Origin of the sequence: Micromonospora noduli (genome assembly GCF_003264475.1) — a bacterium.
Classification (GTDB): Bacteria; Actinomycetota; Actinomycetes; order Mycobacteriales; family Micromonosporaceae; genus Micromonospora; species Micromonospora noduli.
The window spans coordinates 63,252-77,507 of the sequence record NZ_PYAC01000009.1 but is presented as its reverse complement, the minus strand read 5'-3'; the positions used below and the strand labels follow the sequence as shown (position 1 = coordinate 77,507).

At 72.1% G+C, this 14,256-nt stretch carries 16 protein-coding genes; 11 read left to right on the top strand and 5 right to left on the bottom strand.

The genetic code is table 11. The annotated features are described in order from the left end of the window. Window positions 1-3 precede the first annotated feature (3 nt). From hisH to hisF, 8 genes are all read left to right on the top strand, one after another. Window positions 4-636, top strand: a complete 633-nt coding sequence (gene hisH / locus MED15_RS12885) for an imidazole glycerol phosphate synthase subunit HisH (RefSeq protein WP_091407748.1) — start codon at window positions 4-6, stop codon at window positions 634-636. A 36-nt stretch (window positions 637-672) separates the two neighbouring features. Further along, the gene (locus tag MED15_RS12880) at window positions 673-996 is read left to right on the top strand and encodes a hypothetical protein (protein ID WP_091407752.1); all 324 of its coding nucleotides are present in this window, start codon (window positions 673-675) and stop codon (window positions 994-996) included. 14 nt (window positions 997-1,010) lie between these two features. Next, window positions 1,011-1,736 carry a bifunctional 1-(5-phosphoribosyl)-5-((5-phosphoribosylamino)methylideneamino)imidazole-4-carboxamide isomerase/phosphoribosylanthranilate isomerase PriA gene (gene priA, locus MED15_RS12875; RefSeq protein ID WP_091407754.1) on the top strand — a complete coding sequence of 242 codons (726 nt, stop codon included), beginning with the start codon at window positions 1,011-1,013 and terminating at the stop codon, window positions 1,734-1,736. Continuing rightward, window positions 1,733-2,122 carry a RidA family protein gene (locus MED15_RS12870; RefSeq protein WP_112582733.1) on the top strand — a complete coding sequence of 130 codons (390 nt, stop codon included), beginning with the start codon at window positions 1,733-1,735 and terminating at the stop codon, window positions 2,120-2,122. The genes priA and MED15_RS12870 overlap by 4 nt, the downstream gene beginning before the upstream one ends. 81 nt (window positions 2,123-2,203) lie before the next feature. After that, window positions 2,204-2,650 carry a MarR family winged helix-turn-helix transcriptional regulator gene (locus MED15_RS12865; protein WP_112582826.1) on the top strand — a complete coding sequence of 149 codons (447 nt, stop codon included), beginning with the start codon at window positions 2,204-2,206 and terminating at the stop codon, window positions 2,648-2,650. A 5-nt stretch (window positions 2,651-2,655) separates the two neighbouring features. Then, window positions 2,656-3,087: an organic hydroperoxide resistance protein gene (locus tag MED15_RS12860; RefSeq protein WP_112668570.1), complete on the top strand. Its 432-nt coding sequence runs from the start codon at window positions 2,656-2,658 to the stop codon at window positions 3,085-3,087. A gap of 47 nt (window positions 3,088-3,134) precedes the next feature. Next, entirely contained in the window at window positions 3,135-4,130 is a 996-nt protein-coding gene (locus tag MED15_RS12855) for an NADP-dependent oxidoreductase (protein ID WP_112725202.1), read from the top strand. Window positions 4,131-4,203: 73 nt separating this feature from the next. Continuing rightward, entirely contained in the window at window positions 4,204-4,971 is a 768-nt protein-coding gene (gene hisF / locus MED15_RS12850; RefSeq protein WP_112582731.1) for an imidazole glycerol phosphate synthase subunit HisF, read from the top strand. Window positions 4,972-4,976: 5 nt separating this feature from the next. Here hisF and MED15_RS12845 read toward each other — a convergent pair whose 3' ends face one another. Both MED15_RS12845 and yczE read right to left on the bottom strand, forming a co-directional pair. Next, the gene (locus tag MED15_RS12845; protein ID WP_091407765.1) at window positions 4,977-5,438 is read right to left on the bottom strand and encodes a hypothetical protein; all 462 of its coding nucleotides are present in this window, start codon (window positions 5,436-5,438) and stop codon (window positions 4,977-4,979) included. Between the two features lie 101 nt (window positions 5,439-5,539). Then, on the bottom strand, window positions 5,540-6,211 hold the full coding sequence (yczE, locus tag MED15_RS12840; protein WP_112735742.1) for a membrane protein YczE: 672 nt from the start codon (window positions 6,209-6,211) through the stop codon (window positions 5,540-5,542). Window positions 6,212-6,270: 59 nt separating this feature from the next. On the opposite strand from yczE, the gene yczR reads away from it, so the two are divergent. Both yczR and MED15_RS12830 read left to right on the top strand, forming a co-directional pair. After that, entirely contained in the window at window positions 6,271-7,725 is a 1,455-nt protein-coding gene (yczR, locus tag MED15_RS12835; protein ID WP_112582729.1) for a MocR-like transcription factor YczR, read from the top strand. An 88-nt stretch (window positions 7,726-7,813) separates the two neighbouring features. Continuing rightward, on the top strand, window positions 7,814-9,118 hold the full coding sequence (locus MED15_RS12830; protein WP_244220450.1) for a low temperature requirement protein A: 1,305 nt from the start codon (window positions 7,814-7,816) through the stop codon (window positions 9,116-9,118). Between the two features lie 45 nt (window positions 9,119-9,163). On the opposite strand, the gene MED15_RS12825 is transcribed toward MED15_RS12830, so the two are convergent. Further along, the gene (locus tag MED15_RS12825) at window positions 9,164-10,990 is read right to left on the bottom strand and encodes an AMP-dependent synthetase/ligase (RefSeq protein ID WP_112582727.1); all 1,827 of its coding nucleotides are present in this window, start codon (window positions 10,988-10,990) and stop codon (window positions 9,164-9,166) included. A gap of 162 nt (window positions 10,991-11,152) precedes the next feature. On the opposite strand from MED15_RS12825, the gene MED15_RS12820 reads away from it, so the two are divergent. Then, window positions 11,153-12,376: an RNA-guided endonuclease InsQ/TnpB family protein gene (locus tag MED15_RS12820; RefSeq protein ID WP_167457648.1), complete on the top strand. Its 1,224-nt coding sequence runs from the start codon at window positions 11,153-11,155 to the stop codon at window positions 12,374-12,376. Between the two features lie 160 nt (window positions 12,377-12,536). On the opposite strand, the gene MED15_RS12815 is transcribed toward MED15_RS12820, so the two are convergent. Both MED15_RS12815 and MED15_RS12810 read right to left on the bottom strand, forming a co-directional pair. Beyond that, entirely contained in the window at window positions 12,537-13,412 is an 876-nt protein-coding gene (locus MED15_RS12815) for a terpene synthase family protein (RefSeq protein ID WP_225855049.1), read from the bottom strand. A gap of 198 nt (window positions 13,413-13,610) precedes the next feature. Next, window positions 13,611-14,240 (bottom strand): TIGR03085 family metal-binding protein, encoded by a 630-nt coding sequence (locus MED15_RS12810; protein WP_112582824.1) that lies wholly within the window; start codon window positions 14,238-14,240, stop codon window positions 13,611-13,613. Window positions 14,241-14,256: the final 16 nt, after the last annotated feature.

The window sequence follows — 14,256 nt, the reverse complement described above, 5'->3', positions numbered from 1 at the left end:
GACATGAGTGACGTGGTGGTGCTCGATTACGGCTCGGGCAACCTGCGCTCGGCGGAGCGGGCGCTGGCCGCCGCCGGAGCGGACGTCCGGGTGACCGACGACCTGGCTGCGGCGGCTGCCGCCGATGGTCTGGTGGTGCCGGGTGTGGGCGCGTACGCGGCGTGCATGGCGGGGATCGAGGCGCTGGGCGCCGGCCCGGTGATCGCCGAACGGGTGGCTGCCGGCCGGCCGGTGCTCGGCATCTGCGTGGGCATGCAGGTGCTTTTCGAGCACGGTGACGAGCACGGCGTGGTGACCAAGGGGTTGGGGCTGCTGCCCGGCGGGGTGACCCGGCTGGCCGCCAACCGGTTGCCGCACATGGGCTGGAACACGGTTCGGGCGCCGCGGGAGTCGGTGCTGTTCGCCGGGTTGACGGAGCAGAGCCGGTTCTACTTCGTCCACTCGTACGCGATGGGCGACCCGGCGGCGCTGGCCGCTGCCGGCGCCACGGTGACCACCGCCCACCACGACACGGATTTCGTCGCGGCGGTGGAGCGTGGCTCGTTGTCGGCGGCCCAGTTCCACCCGGAGAAGTCCGCCGACACCGGTGCCGCGCTGCTGCGCAACTGGCTCGCCACGTTGCCCAGCGGTGACTGAGCGCCGTCGCGCGGTGCCCGAGCGGCGGGCGTCGCGGTGAGCCGGGAGCGCGCCCGCCGGCGGGCGGAGCGGGAGGCGGAGCAGGCCCGGGAGCGGGCGGTCCGGCAGCGCCAGGTCGCCCGGCGGCAGCGCCGTCGCGCTGTGGTCCGCAGCTTGACGCCGCGGCTGCGGCGGGGTCGCTCCGGGCGGCTGGCCCGGCACACTCGGGGTGAGCGGGCCGCGATCGTGCTGCTCACCGGCGCGGCGTTGATCCTGATCTGGACGTTCGTCGACAACCTGGCGTTGCGTATCGCGCTGATCGTGCTCCTGCTGCTCGTACTGCCGGCGATCGTGGTGATCGCCCTGGACCGTCGTACCTGATCGAGGAGAAGACCTTGAGCCTCACCCTGTTACCCGCCGTGGATGTCGCTGACGGCCGGGCCGTCCGGCTCGTGCAGGGCGCCGTCGGAAGCGAGAGCATCTACGGCGACCCGTTGGACGCGGCGCTGGCCTGGCAGCAGGACGGCGCGGAGTGGATCCACCTGGTCGACCTGGACGCGGCGTTCGGCCGGGGCACCAACGCGCACCTGCTCGCGGAGGTGGTGCGCCAGTTGGACGTGAAGGTGGAGCTCTCCGGGGGCATCCGTGATGACGAGTCGCTGCGCGCGGCGCTGGGCACCGGAGCGGCCCGGGTGAACATCGGGACCGCCGCCCTGGAGGACCCGGTCTGGTGTGACCGGGTGGTCGCGGAGTACGGCGACCGGGTGGCCATCGGGTTGGACGTGCGGGGTCACACCCTGTCGGCGCGGGGTTGGACCCGCGACGGTGGTGACCTGTACGAGGTGCTGGAGCGGTTGGACAAGGCGGGCGCGAGTCGGTACGTGGTCACCGACATCACCAAGGACGGCACGATGCGCGGGCCGAACCTGGATCTGCTGCGCGAGGTGTGTGCCCGTACGGACCGGCCGGTGATCGCCTCGGGTGGGGTGTCCACCCTGGACGACCTGCGGGCGTTGGCGACCCTGGAGTCGGCCGGGGTGGAGGGCGTGATCGCCGGCAAGGCGCTCTACGCGGGTGCGTTCACTGTGGCCGAGGCGCTGCGGACGCTGGCCGAGGCGTGACGACGACCCGGCTGGGGTCGGGCGGCCCGTGGGAGCAGCGCTACGGGTACTCCCGGGTGGTCCGGGCCGGTGAGCGGGCCTGGACGGCCGGTTGCACGGCGACTGTGGACGGCCGGGTGGTGCATGTCGGTGACGCGGCCGCGCAGACCGCGCAGGCGCTGCGGATCGGGCTGGCCGCGCTCGCCGAGGTGGGTGCGGAGCCGGGTGATGTGGTTCGGACCAGGATGTACGTGACGGACCGGCTGCACGCCGACGAGGTGGGTCGGGCGCACAACGCGGTCTTCGGCGCGGTCCGGCCGGCGGCCACCCTGGTGGTGGTGGCCGGTCTGCTGGACCCGGAGCACCTGGTCGAGGTGGAGTTGGAGGCGTACCTCGGCGATCGCTGAGGTACCCGCCCGGGTGGCCTGCTGGGCCGTCCCGCAGCCCGATAAGTTGTGCACAACTTAATTGTGGGCTACCTTTCAGTGGTGACCGATGACCTGGTGCTGCGCCGGCAGGTGTGCTTCGCGCTCTACGCCGCGTCGCGCGCACTGACCGACGTCTACCGGCCGATCCTCGACGAGGTCGGTCTGACCTACCCGCAGTACCTGGCGCTGCTGGTGCTCTGGGAGCGTCCCGACGACGCCCCCACGGTGTCCGAGTTGGGCACCGAGCTGCGGCTGGACTCCGGCACGCTCTCCCCGCTGCTCAAACGGCTGGAGGGGGCGGGTCTGGTGGTGCGGCGGCGGTCGGCCCGTGACGAGCGGCGGGTCGAGGTGGGCCTCACCGAGCAGGGCCGGGCGCTGCGCGAGCGGGTCTGCGATGTCCCGCTGCGGATCGCGCAGGCCACCGGGCTTGGCTTCGACGAACTCGTCGCGCTGCGCGACACCCTCACCCGGGTCACCGACACCATCCACCGACAGAAGGAGCAGTGACCACCATGCAGGTTGTCTACACCGCGTCCGCGACCGCCACCGGCGACGGCCGGGACGGCCACGTCGAGACCTCCGACGGCACGTTCGCCCTCGACCTGGCCGTGCCGAAGGAGATGGGCGGCGCCGGTGGCGCGGCCAACCCTGAGCAGCTCTTCGCCGCCGGTTACGCGGCCTGCTTCCACAGCGCGCTGCGGCTGGTGGCCCGCCGGGCCAAGGCCGACGTGACCGGTTCCGTGGTCGGCGCCGAGGTGGGCATCGGCCCGAACGGCAGCGGCGGCTTCGGGCTCACCGTGCAGCTCGTCGTCGACCTGCCCGCCGCACCCCGCGAGGTCGCCGAGCAGATCGTCGAGCAGGCCCACCAGGTCTGCCCGTACTCCAACGCCACCCGTGGCAACGTCGACGTGACCCTGACCGTCCGCGAGACCCTGTCCGCGTGACCTCGCGGCCCCAGGCCCCCATCCGCGGACGAGAGGACGACCACCCCGTGACCAGCAACCGTGAGATCCACCTGGCCAGCCGCCCCCAGGGCTGGCCCACCGAAGACACCTTCCGGCTCGTCGAGACCGAGGTCCCGACGCCCGGACCGGGCCAGATTGTGGTCCGCAACCAGTACATCTCCGTCGACCCGTACATGCGCGGACGGATGAACGACGTCAAGTCGTACGTGCCGCCGTTCGCGCTCGACGCGCCGCTCGACGGTGCCGCGATCGGTGAGGTGGTGGCCAGCGAGGCGGCGGACATCGCCGTCGGGACCACGGTCCTGCACGGGCTGGGCTGGCGGGAGTACGCGCTGCTCGACGCCGCCGCGGCCCGCCCCGTCGACCCGAGCATCGCCCCGGTCAGCGCGTACCTGAGCGTGCTCGGCATGACCGGGTTGACCGCGTACGCCGGTCTGCTGGAGGTGGCCGCGATGAAGCCCGGCGAGACGGTCTTCGTCTCCGCCGCGGCCGGCGCGGTGGGCAGCCTGGTCGGCCAGATCGCCAAGCTCAAGGGTGCCGGCCGGGTGATCGGCAGTGCCGGCTCGCCGGCCAAGGTCGAGCGGCTGCGGGCGCTGGGCTTCGACGCCGCCTTCGACTACCACGACGGGGTCCGCGAGTCGCTGCGGGCGGCCGCCCCGGAGGGCGTCGACGTCTACTTCGACAACGTCGGGGGTGACCACCTGGAGGCCGCGATCTCGGCCATGAACCTGCACGGCCGGGCGGCCATCTGCGGCATGATCTCGCAGTACAACGCCACCGAGCCGCCGGCCGCCCCGCGCAACCTGGCGCTGGTCATCGGCAAGCGGCTCACCCTGCGCGGCTTCCTGGTCAACGACCACAACGACGTACGGGCGGCGTTCGTGCGCGACGTCTCGGGCTGGCTGCGCGACGGCACGCTGTCCTACGACGAGACGATCGTGGACGGCATCGAGAACGCTCCGGAGGCGTTCATCGGCGTGCTGCGCGGCGACAACCTCGGCAAGATGCTCGTCCGCGTGTGACGCAGACCTCTCTCACGGCGGTCGACCCGATCGGGTCGACCGCCGTGCCGCGTGCGGAGGATAGGCTCGCGGCATGACGGTGGCGGTACGGGTGATCCCCTGTCTGGACGTGGACGCCGGGCGGGTGGTCAAGGGGGTCAACTTCCTCGACCTGCGTGACGCCGGCGATCCGGTGGAGCTGGCCGCCGCGTACGACCGGGCCGGCGCGGACGAGTTGACCTTCCTCGACGTCACCGCGTCCTCCAGCGACCGGGGCACCATGCTCGACGTGGTGCGCCGCACCGCCGAGTCGGTGTTCATCCCACTGACCGTCGGCGGTGGGGTCCGGCAGGTCGCCGACGTGGACACGCTGCTGCGCGCCGGTGCGGACAAGGTCGGCGTGAACACCGCGGCCATCGCCCGTCCGGAGCTGATCGCCGAGATCGCCGACCGGTTCGGCCGGCAGGTGCTCGTGCTCTCCCTCGACGTGCGGCGCTCGCCGAACGGCGGCACGCCCAGCGGCTTCGAGGTCACCACCCACGGGGGTCGGCGTGGCACCGGCATCGACGCCGTGTGGTGGGCGCACCGGGGCGCCGAGTTGGGCGCGGGGGAGATCCTGCTCAACTCGATGGACGCCGACGGCACCAAGGCGGGCTTCGACCTGGAGCTGATCGCCGCGGTGCGCGCGGTGGTGGACGTGCCGGTGGTGGCCAGTGGAGGCGCCGGCGAGGTGGCCCACTTTCCGCCCGCGATCGGCGCCGGCGCGGACGCGGTGCTCGCCGCCAGCGTCTTCCACTTCGGCGAGCTGACCGTCGCCGAGGTCAAGGACGCGCTGCGCCTCGGCGGCCATCCGGTGCGCTGAGCAGCTCAGCGCTCGCCGGAGTGCCCCTCCGGTGACCGACGCGGGGTGGGAATCGAACGGACCGCGTACTCCTGGACGGCAGCCGCGTGGTCGGCCTCGTCCAGGATCCAGTCCGCGCTGCCGGGCGCGTGCCGGCGGGTCAACACTCCCTGCACGGTGTCCACCATGGTCGCCACACCCGCGCGTGGGCGGGTACGCCACAGCTGCTCACCCTCGGCGGTGATCCGGAACCAGCCATCGGCGACGCTGACCAGCCCGGCGCCGACCAGCCGCTGGACCGCGGCCTCCACCTCGTGTCGCTGCGGAATCGCGTGGTTGAGGTGATCGGCGGTGGAGAGCACGTCGGTCAGGCGGACGCCCTCCGGCCGCCGGCTTGTCGCCGACCGACGGTGCCGTCCGGCACCGCTCGCGATGACGAGCGACACGAAGATCCAGGCGTCGTTCCAGCGCCAACCGTTCTCCCCCATGCAGAGATGATGACGGCGCGCGTCGCGGAAGGGAACACCCACCCGCCAACAGGTGCGCGGTACCACCGCCACGTACCGGTTCGCGGACGGTCGGTGAGGGTTCAGCCGGCCGGGGTGGCCGGCGCGGGGTTGCCCGGCGGGGGCGCGGCGCTGTCCGGCTCGGTGCCCTCCGGCACGGCGAACAGCGGGATGAAGAACTGGGCCAACGGACCGATGGCGAGGGCGTACGCGACGGTTCCCACGCCGACAGTGCCGCCGAGCAGCGCGCCCAGCGCCAGCACTGTGACCTCGATGACGGTGCGCACCAGTCGGATCGACCGGCCGGGCCGGCGGGCCACGTACCCGGTCATCAGACCGTCGCGGGGGCCGGGCCCCAACTGGGCGCCGAGGTAGAGAGCGGTGGCCGCGCCGTTGGCGACGATCCCGGTGACCAGCATCGCGATCCGGACGCCGAACGGGCCACCCGCGGGCAGCAGGGCCAGTGTGGCGTCCACGACCAGGCCGATCACCACGACGTTGCTGACCGTGCCGAGGCCGGGCCGCTGCCGCAGCGGGATCCAGAGCAGCAGGACCAGTGCGCCGACGCCGATGGTGACAGTGCCGAAGGAGAGCCCGGTCAGCTCGGAGAGCCCTTGGTGGAACACGTCCCACGGGTCGAGGCCCAGTTGGGAACGGATCATCAGGGCCATGCTGACGCCGTAGAGCGTGAGCCCGAGGTAGAGCTGGACCAACCGTCGAACCGGCCGGTGCCGCAGATTGCCAAGCAGTGCCATGCATGCCACCCTAGGTGCCAATCCTCGTCGAGGAAGAAGCCAATATCCGAGGAGTGGCTATGACTGGGCAGGTGCGCGGCGTCCAATTGGCCCGTCTGCTCGGGCAGTGGCATGCCCTGCCGGGCCGCCGCCGCAGCCCGGACTACGCCGCGCTGGCCGGCTCGGTGCGCGGGCTGCTCGCCGACGGCCGGCTGCCGCTGGGCGTCCGCCTCCCGGCCGAACGGGAGCTGGCCGAGGCGCTGCGGATCAGCCGGACCACTGTCACCGCCGCCTACCGGCAGCTACGCGAGACCGGGCACCTGGCCAGCCGGCGGGGCGCCGGCAGTTGGACGATGCTGCCCGGCAACCACCGGGTGGCCAGCACCGGCCTGTGGACCCCGCTGGACGACCGGGAGATGCTCGACCTCGGCGTCGCGGCGCTGGCCGCCCCGCCGCAACTGCTGTCGGCCGCGCGGGCCGCCGCCGAGGACCTGCCCCGCTACCTGAGCGGGGCCGGTTACCACCCGACCGGCATCATCGAGCTGCGCGAGGCGGTGGCCGACGCGTACACCGCGCGGGGTCTGCCCACCTCGGCCGACCAGATCATGGTCACCAGCGGCACCCAGCACGCACTGGATCTGGTGCTGCGGCTCGCCCTGGCCCCGGGCGGCACCGTGCTGGTCGAGTCCCCGACCTACCCCAACGCCCTCGCCGCGCTGGCCGGCCGGCGGGCCCGGATCAGCACCCACGGGCTGGCCGCCGACGCCGGCTGGGAGCCCGACCTGCTGCTGGGCAGTCTCCGACAGACCCGGCCCAAGCTGGCCTACCTGATTCCGGAGTTCCAGAACCCGACGGGGCACCTGATGCCCGCCTCGCTGCGCGAGCGCGTGGTGGCCGCCGCGCACGCGGTCGGCACCGATCTGATCATCGACGAGTCCTTCGTGGACCTGTCCATGGACGGCACCGAGGTGCCACCCCCGGTCGCCACCTACGACCGGCACAGCCGCGTGGTCAGCATCGGCGGGATGAGCAAGCCCTACTGGGGTGGCCTGCGGATCGGCTGGGTGCGCGCGTCCGCGCCGCAGGTGCAGCGGCTGGCCGCCGTGCGGGTCGGGGTCGACATGGCCAGCCCGGTGCTGGACCAACTGGTCGCGGTGCACCTGCTCGCCGACGCCGAGGCCATCGTCGCCGACCGCCGCGTCCAGTTGGCCGTCCAGCGCGACGCCCTGCTCGGCGCGCTGGCGCACCAACTGCCGGAGTGGCGGGTCACCGTGCCACGGGGTGGCGTGACGCTCTGGGCCGAGTTGGACGGCCCGGTCTCGAGCGCGCTGGCCCGGGCCGCGGAGGAGGTCGGCGTACGGCTGGCCCCCGGCCCCCGGTTCGGCCTGGACGGCACCCTGGAGCGCTTCCTGCGGCTGCCCTTCACACTGCCCGCGGCGGACCTCGTGGAGGCCGTCGGGCGGATCGCGGCGATCCGCTACGACCTGGACCGGGCCGGCCGCCAGCGGTGGCGGGAGCCCGCCGTCATCGCCTGAGCCGGCGCCCAACAAACCATCGGCATCCGCCGGCACCATTATGCCGGGAATATGTCATTCGCCCTGGTTCGGCTGCCAGACTCTCCTGGTGGACCAGGGTGGCGGGACACGCGGAGTCCGCCGGAGTGCGCCGGGCTCGCGGGCGACCCCGCTGGAGCTCTTCTACGACCTGGTCTTCGTCTTCGCGTTCCTGCACGTCACCACGGCCACCTCCGACAATCCGACCGCCCGGGGCCTGGTCCGGTGCCTGGTGCTGCTGGCCCTGCTCTGGTGGTGCTGGTCGGGGTTCGCCGTGCTGGGCAATCTGATCCGTACCGACCAGGGCATCGTCCCGGCGGTCGGCTTCGTCACCATCGCCGCCGCCTTCGTGCTGGCGTTGAGTCTGCCGAAGGCGTTCGTCGACCGTCCCGGTGGGCTGTTCGGTCCGCTGGTCTTCGCAACCTGCTACTTCCTGGTGCGGGTGAGCGAGAGTGTGATCTTCCTGTGGATCGGCCGCCGGAACCGCGACGTGCGCCGACGCTGGCAGCTGCTCGCCCTGCCGGCGCTCGCGGCCACGGGCCTCATCGTGGTCGCCGGGTTGCTGCCGCAGCGGCTCTTCGACGGAACAGCCGAGTCGGTGGCCCGCCTGCTGTGCTGGCTCGCGGCCATTGCCGTGGAGTACGGGGCCGGACTGGCGCTGCGGGGCACCGGGTGGACGGTGCTCTCCGCCGGGCACTGGGCCGAGCGGCACGGTCAGATCGTCCTGGTCGCCCTCGGCGAGGCCATCATCGCGCTCGGGTTCAGCCCCGGCGCGAGCGCGGGTCTGCCGCTGACCTGGCCGGTGCTGTTCGCCGCGGTCCTCGGCATCGCGGTGGCCGCCGCGATGTGGTGGGCGTACTTCGACACCCTGGCGCTCGGCATGGAACAGACCCTGCACCGCACCCGCGACCCGGACGCGCGCGCCATCCTGGCCCGCAACGCCTACAGCTACCTGCACCTGCCGGTCATCGCCGGCGTCATCCTCTTCGCGCTCGGTCTCAAGGGGCTGATCCACGAAGGCGCCGATCCCACCACACCGAGCTGGGGCGTTCCGCTGCCGAGCTTCGACCTGCTGGCGCTCTACGGAGGGGTCGCGCTCTACCTGCTCGCGCTCATCGTGCTCGGCCGGCTGATGCTCGGCGCCCCCCGCTGGCCCACCATCGGCGGGATCCTGCTGCTGGTCGCGCTGGTGCCGGTTGCCGGGTCGCTGCCCGAGCTGATCGCGTTGGGCATGTTGGCCCTGGCCGCGGCGCTGGTCGTGGCCGCGCAGACGGTCGTCGACTCCCGGCGCCGCGCCGGCGTTCGGCAGACGGCGTTCGAGGAGCAGCTCGCCGCGGAGGAGGAGCACACGAGGTGGCGGGGCCACCACCTGTGAGGGCCCCGTGCCGGCTTCCTCGCCGGCACGGGACCCTCGGCCGGCTCACAGCTCGGCGAGCGTGCCCGCGTACATCTTGTCGATCTCGGCGGCGAAGTTGCTCTCCACCCCACGTCGTTTGATCTTCAACGAGGGGGTGATCTCGCCGTCCTCGATCGTCAGGTCGCGCGGCAGGATGGCCACCTTCTTGATCGTCTCCCAGCGGTTGAGCTTGGCGTTGAGCTGGGCGACGTACTCCTCGACCATCGTCTGGGCCTCGGCCGACGCGACGATCTCGGTGTAGCTGCGTCCTTCGAGCGGACCGCCGGCGACCCAGCCCCGGATGGCGTCCGGGTCCAGGGTGACCAGCATGGTGCAGAAGTTGCGGGCCTGACCGACGACGACCGCCTGCGAGGTGTACGGGCAGATGGCCTTGAACATCCCCTCGATGTGCGACGGCGCGATGTACTTGCCGCCCGAGGTCTTGACCAGGTCCTTCTTGCGGTCGGTGATGCGGAGGTAGCCCTGCTCGTCCAGGGAGCCGATGTCACCGGTACGGAAGAAGCCGTCCTCGGTGAACGAGGCGGCGGTCTCCTCCGGCAGGTTGTGGTAGCCGCGCATCACCGGCCGACCCCGTACCAGGATCTCCCCGTCGGTGTCGATCTTGCACTCCAGGTCGCCCATCGCCCGGCCCACGGTGCCGATCCGCAGCCCGGCCGGCGGGTTGACGAAGTTGCCCGCGCTGGTCTCGGTCAGACCGTAGCCCTCGGAGATCGGCAGGTTCGCGGCGGCGAAGAAGGTGGCGATCTCCGGGCTGAGCGGCGCAGCGCCGGACACCAGCACCCGCATCCGGCCGCCCAGGCGGGCCTGGAGCTTGCTGAACACCAGCTTCTCGGCCAGCCCGTAGCGCAGCTTCAGCCCGGCCGGCACCGGCTTGCCGGCCTGCTCCAGGGTGACCTTCTCCTTGCCGACGCCGACGGCCCAGCCGAAGATCTTCGCCTTCGCGCCACCGGCGCCCTGCGCGGTGGTCACGGCCTTGTTGTAGACCTTCTCGAACACCCGGGGAGCGCCGCACATCAGCGTCGGACGGATGACCGAGAGGAGGTCGACCAGCTTGTCCACCCGCCCGTCGACGTAGGTGGGCAGGCCGACGTGGATGGCGCCGCAGAGCAGGGTCTTGCCGAACGAGTGGGCCAGCGGCAGCCACAGGTACTGCAGGTCGTCGTCGCGTAGCAGCCCGACCTCCGCCTGCGCCACGGCCTCCCAGCACCAGCCGCCGTGCAGCAGCTCGACGCCCTTGGGCTGGCCGGTGGTGCCGGAGGTGTAGATCAGGGTGGCCAGGTGGTCCGGGCCGATGCCGGCCACCAGCATGTCGATCAGCTCCGGCTCGGCGGCCAGCGCCTGGGTGCCGCGCTCCTCCAGGTCGGCGAGCGTCAACTGCGCGATCGCGGCGTTCGGGTCGACGGCGCCGTCGAGGAGCACCACGTGGGTGAGCGCGGGCAGGGATGCCCCGGCGATCTTCGCCGCCTGGGCCGGGTTCTCCGCGAACAGCACCTTCGACCCGGAGTCGGCGATGATGTACGTCGCGTCGGCCGGCTCGGTGGTCGGGTAGACGGTGGTGGTCGCGCCGCCGGCGCACATGATGCCGAGGTCGGCGATCACCCATTCCAGCCGGGTGTTGGCGAGGATCGCGACCGGGTCCTCCTGGCCGACGCCCAGGCCGTGCAGGCCGGCGGCGACCGCCTTGGCGCGCTGGCCGACCTGCGCCCAGGTCAGCCAGACGGGCCCCGAGTCGTCGGAGTTCGGGGACGCGAACGCGGACCGGTCGGGGGTGGCCGCCACGCGCTTGAGGAACATGTCCGGGATGGAGCGGTACGGTACATCGAGAGCCATCGCTGTAGCCGCCTTCGGGGGTGGTGGCGTGACGGTCGTCACGTCATGATGGTTACCGAAGAGTATTGCGTGGCACCGTGCATCGGCTAGTGCGGTGTCCATTTACGTTTGCCGGGTTGGCGGCCGGGGGGTTTTGTCGTACCGATGGTGTTGGGTTTGGTTATGCCTCGTCGTCGGGATCCGGCCGCGCCTCGGGTGGTGTATCGCACCGCGCGGGTGGCGTGGCGGCGCCGCCGTCGGGACGCGCCGTTGTCCGGCTATCAGGAGTTGTGTCGGGAGTTGGCGGCCTCGGGGCCGGGCACGTTCGCCGAGTTGGACTCGGCGGGGGCCCGGTCGGTGTTGCGCCGGTTTTCCGACGCGTGGTTCGCGGCAGCGAAGCGGCGTAAGGACGGTGACGTGTCGGCGGGGTTCCCGCGTCGGCGACGGGGGTTGGTGCCGGTGCGTTGGCATCACGGCACGTTCGTCCTGGACGGGCGTCGGGTCCGGATCCCGGTGGGCAGGGGCGCGGCGCCGTTGTGGGTGAGGTTGGCGAGGGAGGTGCCGTACCCGCTTGAGCAGGTCCGCTCGATCACGCTGCTGTGTGAGGGCGGGCGGCTGTTCTTGGATTTGAGTGCTGAGATTCCGATCGCGACCTATCCGGTCGGCGCTGGACCGGACCCGGGTCGGGTCGCTGGGGTGGACCTGGGGATCATCCATCCGTACGCGGTGACGGGCCCGGACGGTGCGGGGTTGCTGGTGTCAGGGCGGGCGATCCGCGCGGAGCACCGCATGCACCTGGCTGACACGAAAGCCCGCCGCCGGGCGGTCGCTCGCCGGGCGCCGAAGCCGGGTCAGCGGGGTTCGCGGCGGTGGCGCAAGTACCGGCGCCGCGCCCGCATGGTGGAGGGCCGGCATCGGCGCAGGGTCCGTCAGGCCCAGCACGAAGCCGCCCGTTCGGTCGTGTCGTGGGCGGTAGAACAGCGTATCGGTGAGCTGCGCGTCGGGGACCCGCGTGGGGTGCTTGACATCGAGGCCGGGCGGCGGCACAACCTGTGGTTGCGGCAGTGGCAGGTCGGTCGGCTCTTGCAGGTCCTCACCGACAAGGCCACGCTGTCCGGTATCACGCTGTGTCTCGTGAACGAACGTGGCACGTCCTCGACCTGCCCTGCCTGCCAGCGGCGGGTACCGAAACCCCGTGGGCGGACCCTGTCCTGCCCGCACTGCCGGTTTTCCGGGCACCGTGACCTGGTCGCGGCTGCCACCATCGCCACCCGTAGCCCGGGCGGCGGACCCACCACCCCGACAGCTGTTGTGTTGTCGGAGGTGCTCACGCACCGTCGAGCCGGACGGCATCTTCCCGGTGCCGGCCAGTCCCGACGTGATCCCCGCCGCCCACGCGTGGCGTGAGGATCAGTTGGCCCGCGGTGGCCCGCCCCACCACTCGGTGGGGAGTCGCTCGCCCACAAGGCGAGGATCCACAACGACCACCGGACACCCGGTGAACGTTCATGGACACCGCACTAGCCCTGGTGATCGTCCGTCCCATCCCATCAACCGGTACGGCCGATCAGGCGTACCGGGCAGCCACCACTGACCAGTCGTAGGTCGCCCGGACCCAGTTGCGCCGGGCCGCCAGGGCGTCGCGGATCCCGTCGTCGCCGGCGGCGCGCAGCGCCCCCTCCGCGTCCAGGTACGTCGCCAACCCCTGGTTGAACCGGTGTGCCGCACTCCGGAGCGCTGTCACCTCGTCCGTGCCGCTGTCCTTGGCGAGCACCGTGACCAGGTTGTGCGCGTCCGGGTCGGCCTGGCTCTCCTTGCCGTAGGAGAAGAGGTCGTTGCACCAGCAGACCAGGTCCACCGCCAGCAGGTCCAGGGCGACCAGCCCCGGGTCGGCGCGCTGGGCCGGCCCGGAGGGCCGCGTCGACGCCAGGTCGGTCAGGGTGAGGCAGGGGTGCACGCCGCCGATGTGCCGGCGCAGCTGCACGTACTCCGCCACCTCGGGTACGCGCCGACGTTCCCGGTTGCCCGCCTCCCAGAGCAGCGCCAGCAGGTACTCACGCATCTGGCTGACGAACCGCAGCAGCAGTCCGGCGTGATCGTGCAGTCGGGTCCGGCGGCAGAGGTCGTGCAGCGCGTCGCCCAGTGGCCCGACGGCGGGCGGTGCGACGTACGGGTCACCGCAGCGGTCCAGCACGTCGAGCAGGGTGCTGATCGCCGGGCCCAGTCGGGCCGGGTCGGCACCGAGGCCGTCCTCGTCGCAGGCGTCGTCCATCACGAAGAGCCAGCTGATCAGGTCTGTGAGCAGCCGTAGGCCGTCCACCGAGCCGTCCGGGCAGGCGCGGCCGGCCAGTCCGGCGGCGTCGGCCCGTTCCAGGCGGTGTACGCGTTGGCTGGAATCGACCAGCCCGAACGTGCGCGCCCATTCGATGCTCTCACTCGCCACCTGGTCCGTGGCGCCGTGGCGCCCCGTGGGAAACGGGGGTTCCCGCAGCGCCGAAATCGCGAAGTCCCGCACAGTGTGCCCCCACTCCGTGCCGCCCGGCGCGGAGCGGCGCGGTGAAGCGTACGGGAGAAGCTATCGGCGTGTATCGTTGGGTGTGGAAATTCCACAGGCATCTCGTGACCGTTTAAGTACAGGCGGTCACATGCCCAGGTTGGCGGCGCGCAGCCGCCGAGCAGCCTCCGCCGAGCCGTTCAGTTGGACCCGGGCCACCCGTTGCCGGCCGGAGAAGAACAGCACCAACTCGGCCGGGGCGCCGACCAGGCGCAGTGGCTCACCACCGCGACCGAGGGAGACCTCACCGTGGCCGGGCGCCTGCACGTAGAGGTCGGCCGGAAAGCGCCGCAGTGCCAGCCGGGCCATCGGGGCCGCGCGTTTCCAGAGCGCGCTCTGCAGGCCGGTGGGCAGATCGCGCGGCTGCCACCCGGTGCCGGCCCGCCGGACGTCCTCGTGATGGATGAAGAACTCCATCGTGTTGGCCAACTCGTCAGTCAGCGGGTTGCTGACCGGGCTCCACAGCGGCGGTCGGCGCACCTGTGCGACCAGCTCGGGGTAGGGCCGTGCGGCGAGTCGCCGACGGACCCGCTCGGAATAGCCGCGCAGCGGCGGCAGCACGATCCCACCCGCCGCGTCCGGACGGCGCTCCCGCAGCACCAGATGCGCGGCGAGGTCACGGGTCGCCCAGCCCTCGTTGATGGTCGGGGCGTCCGGCCCGAGGGCCAGTAGAAGATCGGCCAGCGCCTCGCGCTCGGCTCGGGCGTACCGCGGCATGGCCCGATCGTAGGCC

What these genes read in the sequence shown, in the direction of transcription:
- hisH (WP_091407748.1), top strand. Translation starts at nt 4, where the DNA reads ATGAGTGACGTGGTGGTGCTCGATTACGGCTCGGGCAACCTGCGCTCG.
- MED15_RS12860 (WP_112668570.1), top strand. Translation starts at nt 2,656, where the DNA reads ATGCAGGTTGTCTACACCGCGTCCGCGACCGCCACCGGCGACGGCCGG.
- hisF (WP_112582731.1), top strand. Translation starts at nt 4,204, where the DNA reads ATGACGGTGGCGGTACGGGTGATCCCCTGTCTGGACGTGGACGCCGGG.
- MED15_RS12845 (WP_091407765.1), bottom strand. Translation starts at nt 5,438, where the DNA reads ATGGGGGAGAACGGTTGGCGCTGGAACGACGCCTGGATCTTCGTGTCG.
- yczE (WP_112735742.1), bottom strand. Translation starts at nt 6,211, where the DNA reads ATGGCACTGCTTGGCAATCTGCGGCACCGGCCGGTTCGACGGTTGGTC.
- yczR (WP_112582729.1), top strand. Translation starts at nt 6,271, where the DNA reads ATGACTGGGCAGGTGCGCGGCGTCCAATTGGCCCGTCTGCTCGGGCAG.
- MED15_RS12825 (WP_112582727.1), bottom strand. Translation starts at nt 10,990, where the DNA reads ATGGCTCTCGATGTACCGTACCGCTCCATCCCGGACATGTTCCTCAAG.
- MED15_RS12820 (WP_167457648.1), top strand. Translation starts at nt 11,153, where the DNA reads ATGCCTCGTCGTCGGGATCCGGCCGCGCCTCGGGTGGTGTATCGCACC.
- MED15_RS12810 (WP_112582824.1), bottom strand. Translation starts at nt 14,240, where the DNA reads ATGCCGCGGTACGCCCGAGCCGAGCGCGAGGCGCTGGCCGATCTTCTA.